2 protein-coding genes (1 of these 2 cut by a window edge) are annotated in these 20043 nt (G+C 69.1%); both read right to left on the bottom strand.

Annotated features, from left to right (window positions below):
* On the bottom strand, positions 1–2176 hold the 5' end (the start) of the coding sequence (locus ACFU4Z_RS24535) for a non-ribosomal peptide synthase/polyketide synthase (RefSeq protein ID WP_379066828.1). Its footprint begins 23081 nt before the window's first position; 2176 of the gene's 25257 nt are visible here — the first part of the coding sequence; its start codon is at positions 2174–2176; the stop codon falls past the left edge of the window.
* Positions 2176–20043: a non-ribosomal peptide synthase/polyketide synthase gene (locus ACFU4Z_RS24530; protein WP_379066826.1), complete on the bottom strand. Its 17868-nt coding sequence runs from the start codon at positions 20041–20043 to the stop codon at positions 2176–2178. The genes ACFU4Z_RS24535 and ACFU4Z_RS24530 overlap by 1 nt, the downstream gene beginning before the upstream one ends.

Raw genomic sequence — 20043 nt, 5'->3', positions numbered from 1 at the left:
GCCGCGACCCGGCCACCAGAGCGGGACGCGCCGGTGCGCCCGCGGCGGGCAGCGCGGCGAGCGCCGCCACCGTCGGGCGGTCGAAGAAGTCACGGACATCGACGGAGACGCCGAGCGCGGCCGCGACCCGGGCAATGGCCCGCGTCGCCATGAGCGAATTGCCGCCGAGGGCGAAGAAATCGTCGTCGGCTCCGACCCGGTCCGCCTCGAGCAGCTCACCGAAGATCGCCGCGACAGCGCGCTCGGCCGCGGTGGCCGGTTCCCGGTATGCGACAGCGCCGGAACCGAATACCGGTTCCGGCAGCGCGCGACGATCCAGCTTGCCATTGGCATTCACCGGCAGCTCGTCGAGCACCGTGACCAGAGAGGGCACCATGTACTCCGGCAGCTGCGCCCGAGCGGCTTCCAGCACCGCGGCGGTATCGAGCACGGAAGTGCCGGTCGCAACGACGTAGCCGACCAGATGGTCACCACCCGCGTGCTGATGCAGCACCACCACGGCCTGCGCGACCTGCCGGTTGCGCAGCAGCGCCGCCTCCACCTCGCCCAACTCGATGCGCAGACCACGCAACTTCACCTGAAAATCGGTGCGGCCCAGGTACTCGAGCTCGGCCGGGCCGCCGTCTACGGCGGGCAGCCAGCGGACCAGGTCACCGGTGCGGTACATGCGCTCGCCGGGCGGGCCTTCCGGATTGGCCACGAACCGGTCGGCGGTCAGTGCGGGGCGCGCCACATAGCCGCGGGCCAATTGCACACCGGCCAAGTACAGCTCCCCGACGACTCCGCTCGGCACCGGCCGCAGATTGTCGTCCAGCACAAGTAGTTCGGAGTCGTCCGCCGGTTCGCCGATCGGCACGGTGATGAGATCCGCGGCGGTCACCTCGTGCGAGGTGATATCCACCGCGGCCTCGGTCGGACCGTAGGTGTTGTACAGGCACGCGCCGCTGATCGCACGGAAGGCGGCGCCGGTCGCCGCGGGCAGCGCCTCACCCGAAGCGATCACCAGCCGCAGCGTTTCCACCGCCGCCGCATTCGCCGGATCCACCTCCGCGACGAACACCGCCAGCATCGACGGCACGAAATGCGCCACGGTGATACCGCATTCGGCGATCGCGCGAACCAGATAGGCCGGATCGCGGTGGCCATCGGGCTCGGCGAGCACCAGACGCGCACCGACCTGCAACGGCCAGAAGAACTCCCACACCGACACATCGAAGGTGAACGGCGTCTTCTGCAGCACGACATCGGTCGTGTTCAGCCGGTGCAGCCGTTCGCGCCACCGCAGATTGGCGACGATCGACCGGTGCGAAACAGCAACGCCTTTCGGCCTGCCGGTCGAGCCCGAGGTGAAAATGACGTAGGCGATATTGTCGCCCAGTGGCCGGGGCCAGGCATCGAACGATTCCGGCGCGACCGCGTCGAACCGATCGATGCGCAGCACGTCGACACCCGCGGGCAGCGCCGGCTCGTCGCGGGTGGTGGTGAGCACCAGCACCGGTGCGGCGACCTCGAGCACATAGGCGATGCGCTCGGCGGGGTGTTCGGGGTCGATCGGCACATATGCGCCGCCTGCCTTGAGGATCGCGTACATGCCGATGAGCAGTTCGAACGATCGGTGCACCGCGAGTCCGACCAGCGCGTCCGGGCCGACGCCCCGCTCGACCAGGTGGTAGGCCAGTGCATCGACCTTGGTGTCGAACTCGGCGTAGGTGAGAGTCGCGCCCGCGTATTCCAGCGCGACCGCGTCGGGCGTCAGCCGAACCTGGGCCTCGAACTCGCTGATCAGCGTCTCGGTCGGCGCGAAGGTCGTCGGCAGCACCCGCACCGCCGCCTCGAGTGCGTCATCGAGCAACTGCTCGAGAATCGCGCCGAGCGCGCCGTCGGCCGAATCCATCAGTTCCGGCAGCTGACTCGACACCACCACCGGCACCAGCGCGTCCGGGCCGAGCGCGCCACCCATGGCCTCGTCGAGCACCCCGAGCTCGGTGGCCAGCGCACCGTAGCTGATCGCGGTGCCGGCGTGACGCAACGCGATTCGATCCGGATCCAGCTCGGCGACCGTCCCGATCAACCCTGGTAGATCATCGATTCCGTAGGCGCGCCGCAGCGCGGCATGAGGATGCGCGGCACTACGGTTGCCGAGCTCGCTGGATGCGACCGATTCTGCGTGGGACATCAGCTGTTTCCTTCCGAATCGATTTCCAACCCAGAGTTGGAGACCACGGCCTGCGCGTCGGTGAGCAGCGTCCGCAGCACCGCGGCGAGACCACTGCCGCCGAGCGCGGCCAAGACGCCGGGCACCAGCCCGGCGAGGGAGACATTGATCAGCGCTTCCGGTTTCGCCGCCGCGCCCATCGACTTGGCGACCGCCGCGATCTTGGCGGCGAGCTGGCCGTAGGTCACCGTGTGCGCACCGTGCTCGAAGGCGACGATGTCGGGCGCGATGCCCGCCGCGACCTCGATGAGCGCGGGCAGCTCGGCCACAGTCACCGGCTCGATGCCCGCGCTGGGTGCGCGCCGCGCCTGTTCCGCGGCGGTGCGGATATCGATGGCCCGGATCGCGATCGACGGCTCGGCCACGACGATCGAGAACACCCGCAGGAGCCGATCGGCGAACAGCCGGACCGTGGCGGCCTCGAAAATGTCTGTCGCGTAACCGAATCTCAGCTGCAGCCCGGCCGGTTCGCCCGCGACGTCGAACTTTTCGATGCCGGTGAGTTGCAGATCGAACTTCGCCTCGGCCAGATCCAGATCGAGCGCCTCGACCGCGAGCCCCGGCAGCGCCACCCGGCCCGCGGGCATGTTCTGGAAGGTGAACAGGACCTGGAACAGCGGGGTGTAGGTGCTAGAGCGCGTGCGCTCCAGCGCGTCGACCACCCGCTCGAACGGCACATCGGCGTGCGAGAGCGCCGCCACATCCCGGTCCCTGGCCTGCCGGAGCAGATCGGCGAAGCTGGTACGCGGGTCGATCTCGGTGCGCAGCACCACCGTGTTGACGAACATGCCGATCAGGTCGTCGAGCTCGCGTTCGCCGCGACCCGCGACCGGAGCGCCGATGGCGATGTCGCTGGTGCCGGACAGTTTGGCGAGCAGCACCGCGAATACGCCGTGGATCAAGGTGAACAACGTGGTGCCGTGCTCACCGGCGACGCGGTTCAACCGGCGGGTCAGCTCGGCATCGACCGCGAAATCAACTGTAGCGCCGCGCATTTCCCGGCGGGCGGGCCTCGGTCGATCGGTCGGCAGTGCGAGAACCTCGGGTAGTCCGGCCAATTCGGTGGTCCAGTACGCGAGCTGCTGAGATAGCAGGCTCGCCGGATCGCGATCGGAACCCAGGATTTCGCGCTGCCACTCGCTGTAATCGGAGTATTGGATATCGAGCGGTGCCCAGTCCGGTCGCTGCCCGGCGGCTCGGCTGAGATAGGCGCGCACCAGATCGCGCGTCATCGGTGCGACCGAGTAGCCGTCGGCACTGATGTGATGCGCCACCACCACGAGAACGCGCTCTTCCCTTCCGGTTTCGAACAGCGCGATCCGGACCGGTGGTGCGATGGTGACATCGAAACCGGTGGCGACGAACTCGTCGAGTTGCGCGCCGAGGCTCGTGGCCCGCACCGGAATCGGAGTCAGATCGATGCTGACCGCGGCGCTGTCGAGGACCTCCTGCACCGGGCCGCGCTCGGAGTCGGGATACCTGGTGCGAAGAGCTTCGTGCCTGCTCAGCACATCAAGGACCGCGGCGGTGAGCGCGTCGAGGTCCAGCACGCCGGTCAGCCGCAGGGCGGCGGGAACGTGGTAAGCGGAGGATTCCGGAGCCAGCCGGTTGACCACCCACATCCGCTGCTGTGCGAGCGAGAGCGGAGCGGGCGCGGAGCCGGAACGGCGGCTGAGCGCGGGCCGCCCTTCGGTGCCGTCCAGCTCGGCGACGTGCGCCGCGAGGGCGGCCACGGTCGGCGACTCGAACACCGAGGAGACCGGCACCCGGACACCGAGGGCCGCGCCGAGCTGCGCGGCCAGCCGGGTCGCCATCAGCGAGTTGCCGCCCATGGCGAAGAAGTGATCGTCCAGACCCGCTGTCGCCGCGCCGAGCACGTCGGCGAAGACGGTGGCCACGAGCTGCTCGTGCTCGGTGCTCGGCGCGCGGAAGGCGACTTCGGTGAACACCGGCTCGGGCAACTGCGCTCGATCGACCTTGCCATTCGCGTTGAGGGGCAACGACTCCAGCACGACGATCGCGGCGGGCACCATGTATGCGGGCAGCTCGACGGCGACCGCCGCGCGCAGTTCGGCGGCCAGGTCGGCGCGGGCGGCCGGATCCGATTCCGGTACCGCGACGTAGGCGATGAGCCGAGCGCCTGCCCGCTCGTCTTCGCGCGCCACCACCACGGCCGCGCGCACCACCGACAGTCGCCGCAGCGCGGTTTCGACATCGCCGAGCTCGATGCGGAAGCCGCCGATCTTGACCTGGAAATCCGATCGCTCGAGATACTCCAGGGCGCCGTCCGGACGCCGGCGAACGATGTCGCCGGTGCGATACATCGGCTCGGCCGCGGCCGCGAAGGGATCGGCGACGAAGCGGTCCGCGGTCAACGCGGGTCTGCGGTGATAGCCGCGCGCCAATTGCGCACCGGCCAAATACAGCTCGCCCGGCACGCCGACGGGCACCGGCTGGAGCCGGGCATCGAGGACGTAGACCCGGCTGTTCCACGCGGGCGCACCGATCGGCACCACCTGCGACGGGTCCGCACGCACTTCGAACGCCGTGATCGACACCGCCGCCTCGGTGGGGCCGTACAGGTTGTACAGCCTGCTGCGAGCCGCGCGCCGCCGGAACTCGACCGCGGTGGCAGGCGGCAATGGTTCACCGATGGCGAGCACCTGGCGCAGCGAGAGCGGCATCAGCGCATCCGGCGCGGCGGCGAGCAGCATGCTCACGAGTGACGGCACCGCGTGCAGCACGGTGACGCCGTGCCGCTCGATCAGCGCACGCACTCGGTCGGGATCGCGCTCGGTGCCCGCCGTGGTCACCACGAGGCGACCGCCGGTCACCAGTGGGGACCAGAACTCCCAGACCGAGAGGTCGAAGGTCGCCGGTGTCTTCAGCAGCACGCAGTCCTGCGGGCCGAGTGCGAAACTGTCGCGCAGCCACGCCAACTGGTTGACGATCGCCGAGTGCGCGACGGTGACGCCTTTGGGCAGGCCCGTCGATCCGGACGTGAAGATCACGTAGGCCGGGTGCGCCTGCCGCAATGGGCGGATCCGGTCGGTGTCCCGGATCGCTGTCGCCGTGAAGCCCGTCAGGTCGATCCTGTCGACTTCCAGTGCCGCCGCGCGGGTTTCGATCGGCATGCCGTCGGCGGAGGTGGTGAGAATGCATGCGGGTGACGCGGTGTCGATGATGTGGGCGATCCGGTCGGCCGGATGGTCCGGATCGATGGGAACGTAGGCTCCGCCCGCCCGCACCACCGCGTACATGGCGGCGATCAGGTCCACGGACCGGCGCATCGCCAGGACGACTGTCGACTCCGGACCCACCCCTTCGGCGATCAACCTGCGCGCGAGCCGGTTCACCCGAGCATCGAATTCTGCGTAGGTAAGGGTGGTTTCGCGGGCGCCCGTCGCATCGATCAGCGCCACCGAATGCGGCGTCGCCGCCGCCTGGGCGTCGATCAGATCCGCGAGCGTGACCGGCTCGACGTGGTGCGCGGTGCGATTCCACTCGTCGAGCAGCTGTGCCCGATCGACCTCGCCGAGCAGGTCCAGGTCGCCGACGAGGGTGTCCGGCTTGGTGGCCACCGATTCGAGCACCCGGTGCAGCGCGGCCGCGAATCGCTGTGCGCTCGCGGTCTCGAACAGGTCCGTCGCGTAGCCGATGGCCAGGTCCATGCCCTCGGGCGCACCGTCGGCGGCGTAATTGTCCACCGCGAACAGGTGTAGATCGAATTGTGCGACATTGCTGTCGAATTCGACTTCCCGCACCTCGAGGCCCGGTAACCGGAGCGTGCCTCGATCGTGATTCTGGAAGGAGTAGCCGACCTGGAAGAGCGGGTGCCGTGCGGTCGAGCGCTGCGGGTTCAGCACCTCGACCAATCGCTCGAACGGCACATCGGCGTGCGAGAAGGCCGCGATGTCCGCCGCCCGCGCCCGGCCGAGCAGTTGTTCGAACGTTTCGCTGCCATCGACCTGGGTCCGCAGCGCCAGCGTATTGACGAACATGCCGATGACGTCGTCGAGTTCGGCCGCGCCACGGCCCGCGGTCGGCGTGCCGACGGCGATGTCGGAGGTCCCCGACAACCGCGCGAGCAGTGCGGCGAAGGCGGCGTGCACCACCATGAACAAGGTCGCGCCGCAGCGCCTGCCGAGTGCGACGAGCGCCGCGTGCAGTTGCGCGTCGACGCCGATCCCGACCTTGCCGCCGCGCAGGCTCTGGCGCGCGGGCCGCGGGTGGTCGGCAGGCAGGGCCAGCTGATCGGGCAGCCCGGTCAGGGTCTCGGTCCAGTACGCGATCTGTTGTGCCGACAGCGAGGCGGAATCGTCTTCGGCGCCGAGCAATTCCCGCTGCCACAGGGCATAGTCCGCGTACTGCACGGCCTGCGGCGTCCAGCCGGGCGCGTTGCCTGCGCAGCGCGCGGTGTAGGCGAGCATCAGGTCCCGAATGAACGGCGCGATCGACGATCCGTCCGCGGCAATGTGGTGCACAACGGCGGCGAGCACGTAGTCCGCACCGATCGCGAACAGTCGCATCCGAATCGGGACGTCCATGGTCACGTCGAAGGTGGTCGCGGCCAGTTCCCTGATCCGGTCCGGCAGCTCGGTTTCGGTCACCTCGATCGGGTACAACGACGGAATCGCCTGGCTGGCAGGCATGATCAGCTGCGTCGGTGCACCGTCGAACTCGGGGTAGCGGGTACGCAGCGATTCGTGCCTGCCGATGACATCGCCGACGGCGGCCTGCAGCGCCGCGACGTCGAGGACGCCGGAGAGCCGGAGGGCGAGCGGGATGTTGTAGGCGATCGACGATCGGTCGAAGCGGTTCAGGAACCACATCCGCTGCTGGGCGGGCGAGAGCGGGAGCCGATCGGGACGCGCGCCCGCCACCAGCGCGGGCCGCGCGGCCTCCCCGTCACCCGTGATCACCATGGCCGCGAGGTCCGCGACCCGCGACGCCTCGAACAGCGCACGGACCGTCACGGTGCGTCCGAGTGCGGCCCCGATCCTGGCGACCGCCTTGGCCGCGAGCAGGGAGCTGCCGCCCAGGTCGAAGAAGTCGTCGTCCGCGCCGACCAGACGCGGCTCGGCCGTCCCCGCGCCGAAGCCGAGCACCTCCGCGAAGACCCCGGCGACGATCTCCTCGGCGAACGTCGCTGGCTTGCGATAGGTCTTCGCCTCGAAGATCGGCGCGGGCAGCGCGGCGCGGTCGAGCTTCCCGTTCACCGTCAACGGAATGCGATCGACCATCACGATCGCGGCGGGCACCATGTGCTCCGGCAACCTGCGCGCGAGGGCCTGCCGCAACGCCGCGGTGTCGGACAAGCCCGCGCCGACGACGTAGGCGACGATGCGCGGCTCGTCGACGAGGTCGGTGCGCACCACGACCGCGACCTCGCTGACCGTCAGCGCGGCCTCGTCCAGCAGCGCGGCCTCGATTTCGCCGAGCTCGATACGGAACCCGCGCAGGTTCACCTGCTGGTCGACCCGGCCCAGGTACTCCAGCTCGCCGTCCGCCGTCCACCGGGCGAGATCGCCGGATCGATAGGCCAGCGCGCCGCGACCGGCATAGGGGTCGGCCACGAACCGACTCGCGGTCAGCGCGGGGCGGCCGAGGTATCCGCGCGCCAATTGCCCGCCGGAGACATAGATTTCGCCGGGCACCCCGACCGGCACCGGGCGCAGCCGAGCATCGAGCACCCGCACGGCCAAGCCGGGGATCGCGCTGCCGATCACGCTAGCCGATCCGGTGCCCGCCTCGATCGAGCGATGGGAGACATGCACCGTTGTCTCGGTGATGCCGTACATATTCACCAGCCGCGGCCCGTTCGGACGCCGCTCGAACCACGCGTTCAAGCGTTGCGGTTCCAGTGCCTCGCCCCCGAAAACCACGTAACGCAAGGACAACTCGTGCCGCGACTGGTCGGCGTTGTCGGCCGCGATCAACTGATAGAAGGCCGAGGGCGTCTGGTTGAGGACCGTGACACCTTCCGCGGCGAGCAGTTCCAGGAACTGGTCCGGCGAGCGCGAGGTGTAGTAATCGACGACAACCAGCCTGCCGCCGTAGAGCAGCGCGCCCCACAGCTCCCATACCGAGAAATCGAAGGCATAGGAGTGGAACATCGTCCAGACATCCGACGGCCCGAACTCGAACCGGCCCGTCGTGTTGTCCAGCAGCCGCAGCACATTGCGGTGCGGGATGACGACGCCCTTGGGCCGACCGGTGGAGCCGGAGGTATAGATGACGTACGCGGTATGCGCCGGGTCCAACGGTCGGCGGCGATCGCCGTCGGTCACCGGCGCACCGTCGAAGGATTCCAGGTCGGCGGCCTCGATCTCGATGACCGGACCACCGAACCAGCCGCGCGCCAATCCGGTTGCCGCGCTGGTGATCGCGCAGATCGGCCGGGCATCGTCGAGGACGTACTCGATCCGGTCCGCCGGATAGTTGGGGTCGATCGGCAGGTAGCCACCACCCGCCTTCACCACTGCCAGCAGCGCGACGATCAGGTCCACCGAACGCGGGAGCGCCACCGCGACCAGCGCTTCCGGCCCGACGCCCGCGGCGATGAGCCGCCGGGCGAGCCGGTTGGACCGATCGTCGAGTTCGGCATAGGTCAGCGACCGATCGCCTGCCCGTACCGCGACAGCGGCCGGGTCGATCGCCGCGGCCATGGCGAACCGATCGGCCAGAGTGCCGGTCACGGCAGTCCGCTGCCCCCGCGTGCCCGCCCACTCGTAGAGCGCCCGATGCTGCTCCTCGGCGCTGAGCAGTTGGATGTCACCGACAACCACCGTCGCGTCCGCGGCGATCGCGGCAAGCACCTGCGTATAGCGGCGGGCCAGCACCTCGATTGTCGTAGCATCGAAAAGATCAGTGGCATAGGTGATTTCGACATCCATGCCGTCCGCGCGACCGCCCGCGTCGTTCGACTCGAGCACCGTGAACTGCAGATCGAACTTGGCGGCGATCGCGTCGAACTCGACCGGACGCACCAGCAGACCGTCCACGTCCAGCCGCGGCAGCGCGAAGTTCTGGAAGGTCATGGCTACCTGGAACAGCGGATGGCGGTTCTGCGCCCGTGTGGGGGCGACCAGCTCCACCAGCCGTTCGAAGGGAATGTCCGCGTGCGAGAGTGCCTCGATGTCCTGAGCGCGCACCATGTCGAGCACCGTCTCGAAGCGCGCCCTGGTGTCGATGCGGGTGCGCAGCACCAGCGTGTTGACGAACATGCCGACGAGGCCGTCCAGCGCGGCCGCGCCGCGACCGGCGACCGGGGTGCCGATCGCGATGTCCTCGGCGCTCGACAACCGGGCGAGCAGGACCGCGAGCGCCGCGTGCATGGTGGCGAACAAGGTGGCGTCCCGTTTGCGCGCCAGCTCGCTCAGTTCGCTGTGCAGGTCGGAATCGATGCGCAGCCGGTGGGTGTCGCCGCGATAGGACGACACGACGGGGCGCGGGCGGTCGGTGGGCAGTTCGAGCTGCTCGGGCAGGCCCGTGAGGGTCTGACGCCAGTACTCGAGCTGGCGCCGGGTCCGTGACGCGGGATCCTCGGCGGCACCGAGGTTTTCGGCCTGCCACAGTGTGTAGTCGGCGTACTGGACGGGCAGCGCCGCCCACGCGGGGGCGGTGCCCGCACTCCGTGCGGCGTAGGCGGTCATCAGATCGCCCGCCAGCGGCCCGAGCGAGAACCCGTCGGCGCAGATGTGGTGCAGCACCAGGGCGAGGACATAGTCGACGGAGGTCGGCTCGTCGATCGTGAACAGCGCGGCACGCAACGGCATGTCGCTCGTCACGTCGAAGGTCGTCGCGGCGAAGGCGGCGAGCTGTTGCGCGAGTTCGGATTCGGTGATCGGGTCCGACCGCAGCACGCGGACAGCCGTTCCCCTCGCAAGGACCACTTGTTCGGCGCCGTCGGGTCCATCCGGATAGACCGTGCGCAAGGTTTCGTGGCGATCGACCACATCCGCCAGCGCGGTGGTCAGCGCGGCGACATCCAGCTCACCGGTGAGACCAAGCGCGACCGGAATGTTGTCGACGGCGGCGCCGGGACCGGTCTCGGCGTTCGACAGGAATCTGTTGAGGAACCACATCCGTTGTTGGGCAGGCGACAGCGGAACCCGCCGCGGACGCGGGCGCGCCGCCAACTCGGTGCGGCCGCCCTCCCCTTCGTGCGCTCCGGCCAGCGCGGCCAGCGCCGCGACCGACGACGCCTCGAACAGCATCCGCACCGGAAGCTCGGCATCCAACGCCGCGCCGAGCCGGGCGACGACCCGGGTGGCGTTCAGCGAGTTTCCGCCGAGCACGAAGAAGTCGTCATCGAGCCCGACCCGCTCGACGCCGAGTACCTCGCCGAAGACGCGCGCGACGATCTCTTGCACCGGAGTCTCGGGTGCGCGAAAGGCCGCGGCCTCGAACACCGGTGCGGGCAATGCCTTTCGATCCAGCTTTCCGGAGGCGTTGAGCGGGAACTCGTCGAGCACCACGAAGGCCGAGGGCACCAGGTAGCCCGGTAGCCGCCCGCTCAGCGCGGACCGCACAGCGTCGAGGCCGATCGTGGCACCGGGCTCGGCGACGAGGTACCCGACCAACTGCGTGCCCGCGTGCACCACGACGACGGCCTGCGCGATCGAATCCATACCGATGAGGACGGATTCGATCTCCCCCGGCTCGATCCGCACACCGCGCACCTTCACCTGGAAGTCGGTGCGGCCGAGGTAGCGGAGTACGCCGGCACCGGTCCAGGCCACCAGATCACCGGTCCGGTACATCCGCGCCCCGGACGGGTCGAACGGATTGGCCACGAATCGATCGCTCGTCAGTTCGGGCCGCGCCACGTAGCCGCGCGCCAACTGCGCTCCGGCCAGATACAGCTCGCCCGGCACACCGGGCGGCACCGGACGCAATCGGCCATCCAGCACGTACACCCGGGTGTTGGCCACCGGCGCGCCGATCGGCACGGTGTCGACGTCGGCGTCGGTCACCTCGTGGGCGGTGACGTCGACGGCCGCCTCGGTCGGACCGTAGAGGTTGTGCAGCCGGGCGCCGGTCAGTTCGCGCAGTCGATGCGCGGGCCTCGGCGGCAGTGCCTCACCCGAGCAGAACACCATGCGCAACGAGTCACACCGCGCCGCTGCCGCGGCGGCGACGAAGGCGATCAGCATCGAGGGCACGAAATGCGCGACGGTCACGCGCTCGTGCTGGATGACCTGCGCGAGATAGCGCGGATCCCGGTGACCGTCCGGCTCGGCGACCACCAGCCGTGCGCCGACCTGCAAGGGCCAGAAGAATTCCCACACCGACACGTCGAAGGTGGCGGGCGTCTTCTGCAAAACGACGTCCGCGTGGTCCAGCCCGTACGCGTCCTGCATCCACACCAGCCGGTTCGCGATCGCGGCGTGCGAAACCGCGACCCCCTTGGGCCGCCCGGTCGAACCCGACGTGAAGATCACATACGCGTCGTTGTGCGATGTGAGCGCACCGAGCCGATCGGCATCGGTCAGCGGCGCATCGGAGTAGTCGGTGTCGTCGAAGAGGTCGACATCGAGCACCGCCCACGGTCGCGGCCGGTCCGCGCCGGCGGCGAGATCCAGTCCGTCGCCCGAGCGACTCAGCACGCATACCGGACGCGCGGTACGCAGCACGTGCTCGATCCGCTCGGCCGGATGGTCCGGATCCACCGGGACGTACGCACCACCCGCCGTGAGCACCGCATACATCGCGACGACGAGGTCCACCGAACGGGCCATGCCCAAGGCAACGGTCGTGCCGGGGCGGACACCGATGGAAACCAGCAGGCGGGCCAGCCGATTCACTCGGCCCGCGAACTCCGCATACGACAGCGAGGCGTCGTCGGACGAGACGGCGATCGCGTCCGGGGTGCGTGCCACCTGCGCCTCGAACAGCGACACCAGCGTCGCGGTGGCGTCCATATCGCGTGCGGTCGCGTTCCAGGTGTCCAGCACCTGGACGCGCTCGGGACCGGACAGCAGCTCGATGTCACCGACCCGAAGCTGTGGGTCGGCGCCGACGGCGTCGAACACTCGGCGCAGCCGGGCAGCGAACGCGGCGACGGTATTCGCGTCGAACAGATCGGTGGCGTACTCGAGGACCGCCGCGATGCCCGCCGGTGCGCCGGTGCTGTCGGTGGACTCGGTGAGGGTCAACTGCAGATCGAATTTGGCGGTCCGCGATTCGATGTCGAGCGCGGACACCTCGAGACCGCCCAGTGCCAACGTGGTCTGCGCGGTGTTCTGGAAATCGAGCATGACCTGGAACAGCGGATGCCGTGCCGTGGATCGCTCCGGATTCAGCACCTCCACCAGCCGCTCGAAGGGGACATCGGCGTTGGCGAAGGCGCGCAGATCGCTGTCGCGCACGGCGGCGATCAGGTCGGCGAATGACAGCTCCGGACGCACGACGGTGCGCAGCACCAGGGTGTTGACGAACATGCCGACCAGCTCGTCGAGCGCCTGCTGGCCACGACCGGCGATCGGCGTGCCGATCGAGACATCCTGCTGCCCGGCGAGTTCGGCGAGCAGAGTGGCGAAGGCGGCGTGCACGACCATGAACAGCGATGCGTGCGACCCGTCGGCGAGCTCGCGCAGTCGGCGGTGCGTCGCGGCGTCGATGGCGAACACGTGGCGGTCCCCGCGGCCCGAGGCGACCGCGGGACGCGGCCGGTCCGCGGGCAAGGTCGAGGTGTCGGGCAGGCCCGCGAGTTCGGTGGACCAGTAGCGGATCTGCGCGGCGATCAGCGAGCCGGGATCGGTTTCCGCGCCGAGTGTTTCCCGCTGCCAGAGCGTGAAGTCGGCGTACTGCACCGGCAGTGGCGGCCAGGCCGGCGCGGAGCCCGCACTCCGTGCGGCGTAGGCGAGCATGATGTCGCGGGTGAGCGGCGCGATGGACCAGCCGTCCGCGGCGATGTGGTGTATCGAGACGACGAGTACATGCGCTGTGCCGCCCGCGGTGTCGTTTCGCGCACCCGTCTCCAGCAAGGTCAGCCGCACGGGCGCGGCCTTGTCCACGGCGAAAGGCAATGCCGCGATGGCACGGATCCGATCCTGGAGGTCCACGTCCTCGACCGGCTCGGCGATCAATCGCGCCGGTGACTCGTCGATCGGCAGCACATGCTGGCACGCAATGCCGTCCACCGCCGGGTAGCTGGTGCGCAGCGTCTCGTGTCTGGTGAGCACATCACCGATCGCGGCAGACAGCGCGGCACGATCGAGGACACCGGTGAGCCGGACGGCCGCGGTCAGATTGTTCGCGACCGAGGCCGCGTCGAATTGGTTGAGAAACCACATCCGCTGCTGCGCGAACGACAACGGCACCAGGTCCGGACGCGGCCGGGCGACGAGCGGGCGACGGTTCGCGGCTCCGCTCGCAGCGGGCAGATTCGCGGCGAACGCGCCGACCGTCGGATGTTCGAACAGCAGTCGCACCGGAATATCCGTGCCGACGGTGGCCCCGATGCGCGCCGCGATCTGCGTAGCCACGAGCGAATTTCCGCCCAGCGCGAAGAAATCGTCGTCGAGACCTACCCGGTCGAGGCCGAGCACCTTGCCGAATACCTCGGCCACCGCCCGCTCGGCGGCGGTGGCCGGCGCGCGAAATACCTTGGCGGCCTGCACCGGGTCCGGCAGCGCCTTGCGATCCAGCTTGCCCGAACTGGTCAGCGGCATCGCCGCAAGCCCGACGTACGCGGCGGGCACCATGTACGAGGGCAGCACCGCCCGCAGTCGCGGCTCGAGCGCCGCGGCGAGCTCCGGCTCGGGTATGGCGGCGACAATATAGGCGACGAGCATGTCCCCGGCGGGATGGGCGAATACCCGCACCGCGGCCGCCCGCACGTCCGGCGCGGCGACCAGCGCCGCCTCGATCTCGCCCAGCTCGATCCGTTGTCCGCGCAGCTTCACCTGGAAGTCGCTGCGCCCCAGGTATTCCAGTGCGCCGGCACGCGTGCGCCGCACCAGATCGCCGGTCCGGTACATCCGCGATCCCCGCGGACCATAGGGATTGGCGACGAACCGTTCGGCACTCAGCTCTGCCCGCCCGTGGTACCCGCGTGCGATCTGGACACCGGACAGATACAGCTCGCCGACCACCGTTTCCGGCACCGGACGCAACCGCGCATCGAGCACGAGCACCTGACTCGCGCGCACCGGACGCCCGATCGGCAGCGGACCGGCGCTCGACGGGTCGACCGGCGCGTGGGTGGCGTGCACCGTGAATTCCGTCGGCCCGTAAAGATTGTGCAGGTGGGCCGAGCTCGTCTCGGCGAAGTCCGCCGCGGCTTCGCCGGTCATCGCCTCACCCGCGACGAAGACGGTGCGCAACGACTCGATCCCCGCACCGGGAGCGGCATCGGCGAACACCGTCAGCATCGACGGCACGAACGACATCATGGTCACCGAGTGCGCCGCGATGAGGGCTGCGAGATAGCCGCTGTCGCGGTGCCCGTCATGCTCGGCCACCACCACCCGAGCGCCCCTGGCCAACGGCGCGAACAGCTCCCACACCGACACATCGAATGTCGCGGGCGTCTTGAACAGCACGACGTCGTCGCGGCCGATGCCGTATTCGTCGGCGATCCACTCGACCTGATTGACCATCGAGGCATGCTGGACAGCAACGCCTTTCGGCCGCCCGGTGGAGCCGGAGGTGAAGATGACGTAGGCGGTGTTCAGCGCGCGCAACGGCCGCGCGCGCTCCGCGTCGCCGACCGGCGCGTCCGAGTACCCCGCGCCATCGAGCGCATCGATCGCGATGACCGGGACATCGGATTCGGCATGCCAGCCGTCAGCGGAGGTGGTCAAGAGACACGCAGGCTGCGCCGAGGCCATGACGTGCGCGATCCGGGCGGCAGGCTGACCGGGGTCGACGGGCACATACGCGCCGCCCGCGGTCAGCACCGCGTATGCGCCCACCACCAGTTCTGCCGAGCGGCGCATCCCGAGCACCACCAACGACTCGGGTTCGACGCCTGTATCGATCAGCACCCGCGCGAGACGATTGACCCGGGACGACAATTCGGCGTAGGTGAACGTGCGATCGCCGTCCAGCAACGCCACCGCATCGGGGTTTTGGCGTACCTGGTCCTCGAACGCGGCGAGCACGGTGCCGGTAGCAGGGGTAGCGCCCGGAGCCCGACCCCGCTCGATCGCCCGCCGCTGGCCTGCGGCGTCGAGTAACGGCAGGTCGCCTACCGGTAGATCGGCATCGGCGGTGATAGCCCGCAGCAGCCGCACCAGCCACCGCGCATAGTCCGCGATGGTGGCTTCGTCGAACAGATCGGTCGCGTACGTGAATTCCGCACGGACCCCCGTCGGTGCCGAACCTTCCTCGAGTCCGGCACCGACGAAGCTTTCGGTGACCGTGAGCTGGAGATCGAACTTGGTCACTCCAGTGTCCAGAGTACTGGTGGCAACCGACATGTCGGGCAGTTCGAGGGTGATTTCCTGTGTGTTGTCGAAGGCGAGCATGACTTGGAACAGCGGATGGCGCGCCTGCGAGCGTGTCGGATTGATGGCCTCGACTAGCTGCTCGAATGGCAGCTCGGCACGACCGAAGGCGGCGAGGTCGACCTCGCGCACCCGCGCGAGCAGGGTGGAGAACGAGGCCGCGGCGTCGACCTCGGTGCGCAACACCAGGGTGTTCACGAACATCCCGATGAGATCGTCGAGTGCGCGCTCGCCGCGACCGGCGATCGGGGTGCCGATCACGATGTCGGCAGTGCCCGACAACCGCGACAGCGATACGGCGAGCGCACCGTGCACAACCATGAAGGTCGAGACACCCTCGGCGCGAGCCAGATCGGCGATATCGGCATAGAGGTCCCACGGCAGCACGAAACCGAACACCGCGCCCGCACCGGAGGACACCGGCGGCCGCGGCCGGTCGGTCGGTAGCTCGAGCTGGTCGGGCGCCCCGGCAAGGGTCGCGGTCCAGAATTCCAGGTGCCCGGCAGGCAGATCCCGCTCACGCTGCCAGAGGCTGTAGTCCGCGTACTGCACGGTCAGCGGCGACCAGCCCGGTTCGGCACCGACGCGGCGCGCGGCGTAGGCGGTCATCACATCGCGCGCCAGCACCCGCAGCGAAAGGCCGTCGGCGGCGATGTGATGCAGTACCAGAACAACCGCGTGACTGCCGTCGTCCACTGTAAAAACGCGGGCACGGAAAGGGATCTCGTGTTCCAGATCGAAACCGCGAGCAGCGAAGCGGAGCAGTTCCGCATCGAGCTCGCGTGCGCCGATCGGTTCGGCAATGCCGACCGTCTCGGCCATCGGAAGGACAACCTGCTGCGCCGCGACACCTTCGGCCGCCTCCGCCGCGGCGAGCACCGCGGGGAAAATGGTGCGCAGCACCTCGTGCCTGGCGAGGACGTCAGCGAGCGCAGACCGCAGTGCGGTGACATCGACCTCGCCACGTAGTCGCACCACGAACGGCATGTTGTACCCCGCGCCGGAACTGTCGAACCGGTTCAGGAACCAGATCCGCTGCTGTGCGGGAGAAAGCGGAACCAGCGGCGGCCGCTGCCGCGCCCGCAGCAGCGCGACCGCGGGCACGCCGCCGGTTCCTCCCGCCTGCTCGATCAGTTCGGCGAGTTCGGACACCGTGGTGGCGGTGAACAATTCGCGAACTCCGAGCCGGCAGCCCAAATCGGCGGCGAGCCGAGCCGCCACCTGTGTGGCCACCAAGCTGTTTCCGCCGAGTGCGAAGAAGTCGTCATTGCGACCGACGCGCTCGTGGCCGAGCACCTCGCCGAACACCCGCGCGATGGTCTGCTCCACGGCTGTCACCGCGGCGACGTACTCCGTGGCGGTCCGCTCCGGCGCGGGCAATGCCGCACGATCCAGCTTGCCGGAGGCATTGACCGGCAGCGCGTCCAGCACCACGAAGGCCGCGGGCACCATGTATCCGGGCAGCGTCCTGATCGCCGCCGCACGCAACTGCCGCGGCAGCACCGATCCCGGTTCGGACTCCACGGCATAGGCGACCAACTGCTCGCCGACCCCGGCATCGTCACGCACCATGACCACGGCACGCACCACCGAATCGACCGTGCCGAGCACCGATTCGATTTCGCCGAGCTCGATGCGCAACCCGCGCAGCTTGACCTGAAAGTCGGTGCGGCCGAGATATTCGAGCTCACCGGAGGTGGTCCAGCGCACCAGATCACCGGTGCGGTACATCCGATCACCCGGCGCGGAGGGGCCGCCCGGCCCGCCGAATGGATCGGCGACGAACCTGCCCGCCGAGAGTCCCGGCCGGTCGAGGTAACCCCGGGCGAGCTGTACCCCCGACAGATACAGCTCACCCGGCGCCCCGACCGGTACCGGCCGTAGCCGCGAATCGAGTACATAGAGCCGGGTGTTGAACACCGGCCCGCCGATCGGCACCGAGAGGGTATCGGCGTCGGTCACTTCGTGGAAAGTCACGTCGACGGCGGCCTCGGTCGGGCCGTACAGGTTGTGCAGCCGCGCGCCGGTGAGCACGCGCAGCCGCTGGGCCAGTGCGGCGGGCAGCGCCTCGCCGGAGGCGAACACCATCCGCAGCGTGGTTCGCGTGGTGAATTCGTGATGCGCCAGAAACGCTTCCAGCATCGATGGCACGAAGTGTGCTGCCGTCACGCCGTATTCGGCGATGACAGCGCGCAGGTAAGCCGGATCGCGGTGCCCGTCGTGCTGCGCGAGCACCAGCGTCGCACCGACCTGCAGCGGCCAGAAGAACTCCCACACCGACACATCGAAAGTGGCGGGAGTCTTCTGCAACACTACGTCCTCGACGCCGAGCCGGTACATCGACTGCATCCACACCAACCGGTTGACGATCGCCTCATGGGTGACCGCCACGCCCTTGGGCAGCCCGGTCGAACCCGACGTGAAGATCACGTACGCCGGATGACCGGGGCGCAATGCCGCGGTGCGTTCCCGATCCCAGATCGGCCCATCCGAACAGCCGGGATCAGACCGGTCGACGTACACGACAGGAAGACCGGAAACAGCGGGCGCGCCATCGCGTTCGGTGGTCAGCACGCAGGCCGGTCGGGTGGTGGCCAGGATGTGCGCGGTGCGCTCCACGGGATGGTCGGGGTCGAGCGGAACGTAGGCCGCACCGGCCGCGAGCACCGCGTAGATCGCGACGAGCAGCTCGGGTGAGCGCCGAATGTTCAGCGCGACCGCGGTTTCGGGCCCGACCCCGAGCCCGATCAACTGCCGCGCCAGCCGGTTGCTGCGGGCCGCCACCTCGCGGTAGGTCATGGCCTGCCCGGACTCGTCGGCGTATCGCACTGCCACCGCATCCGGCGTGCGGGCGGCCTGCGCCTCGAACAGGGAGACAAGCGTCGCGACCGGAGCCCGGCCTGCCGATCGACCGGGCAGTACCGCGCCGACGTCGTAGGCGGTCGCATTCCAGATCCTGGTGCTGACCTCGAGCTCCAACTCGGTCGCGACCCGCACCGCGTCCACCGGTGCGTCGAGATCGGTGGACAGCAGCCGCTCCAGATATTGCAGGAAACGCGCGTGATGGCGGGCGATTTCGTCAGCGCGATACAGATTCGGATTCGCCTCGAAGTCCACGTGCACGCTGTCGCGCTCGCCGTAGTAGACGTTGAAGCTGAGGTCTTCCACCGGCCCGGTCGAGAGCACGTGATATCTGGCCACAGTGTCGCCGAGGGTCAGGTCGTTGCCGAACAGCATGATGTTGGCCAGCGGACCGAACAGCGCACGGCGCGCGGGTTGCCCATCGTGTTCGGCGTCACGGCGGATGTCCTCGTGCCGGTATCGCTGATGACGCAGTGCGCCCGCCACCTCGACCCTGGTCGCCCGCAGCAGCTCACCCCAGGTGACCGGGGCGCCGGAACGTGCGCCGCCGACCGGCAGCCGCAGCGGCACGATATTCGACAGCATCCCCGCCGAACGCCGCATCACCGCCGTCGTGCGCGCGGTCACCGGCAGGCTGAGCACCACTTCGTGCCGATCGGTGAGCCGTCCGAGGTAGCAGGCGAAGGCCGCGAGCAAGACCACCGCGAATGTCGAATCCTGTGTCGAGGCCAGGACATTCAGCTGTTCGACTAGACGCTCCGGCAACGCACGGCCCGCAATCAGATTCATCGCGGCCCGCGGCGCGGTGCGGCCGTCGAGGCTGGTCGCGCTGTCGAGTCCGGCGACCCGCTGCGCCCAGTGCGCGCGGTCGGTGGCGTATCGCGTGCTGTCGCGGTAGGCGAGCTCGCCGTCGACCAGCGCGGCCAGCGTGCCCGGCGTCGCCGCGGCGAGCTCGGTCCCGAGCACCCGCGCGGTGTAGCGCTCGGCGACACGGTTGGTACTGGTCAGCGCGCCGTATCCGTCGAAGACGAGATGGTGGGCCCGCAGGTACCAGAAGTACCGCTGGTCGGCGACCCGCAATACGGCGCACTCGGCGAGGCGATCGGCGATCAGGTCGACCGGTGCGCTCATATCCGTCCGCATCCATTCATGCGCGGCGGCAATCGGATCGGCGTGTGTGCGCAGATCGATCACTTTGATGTCTTTGGACAGTTCCGTGTCGACGCACTGATAGGGCACGCCGTCGGATTCGCCGAGCCGCACCAGAATCGATTGGCATTCGTAGGCCGCCTCGATCGATTCCTCTTGCAGGATCTCAATGTCCAGTTCGCCGTGCACATCCACGTACTGCGCGATATTGATCGGCACATCGGGATCGATCAGCTGTGCGTACCACACCCCCAGCTGCGCGGGCGCGAGCGGAAACGGTGTCGGCGCGGGTGGCACCGCCCCGGCATGGGCGGTCTCATCCGGCCGTGCACCGAACTCACCCAACTCCGTACCGTGCAC

Origin of the sequence: Nocardia sp. NPDC057440, from assembly GCF_042802915.1 — a bacterium.
Taxonomy (GTDB): domain Bacteria; phylum Actinomycetota; class Actinomycetes; order Mycobacteriales; family Mycobacteriaceae; genus Nocardia.
The sequence above is the reverse complement of the archived record's forward strand: the minus strand, read 5'-3'. Positions and strand labels throughout refer to the sequence as shown.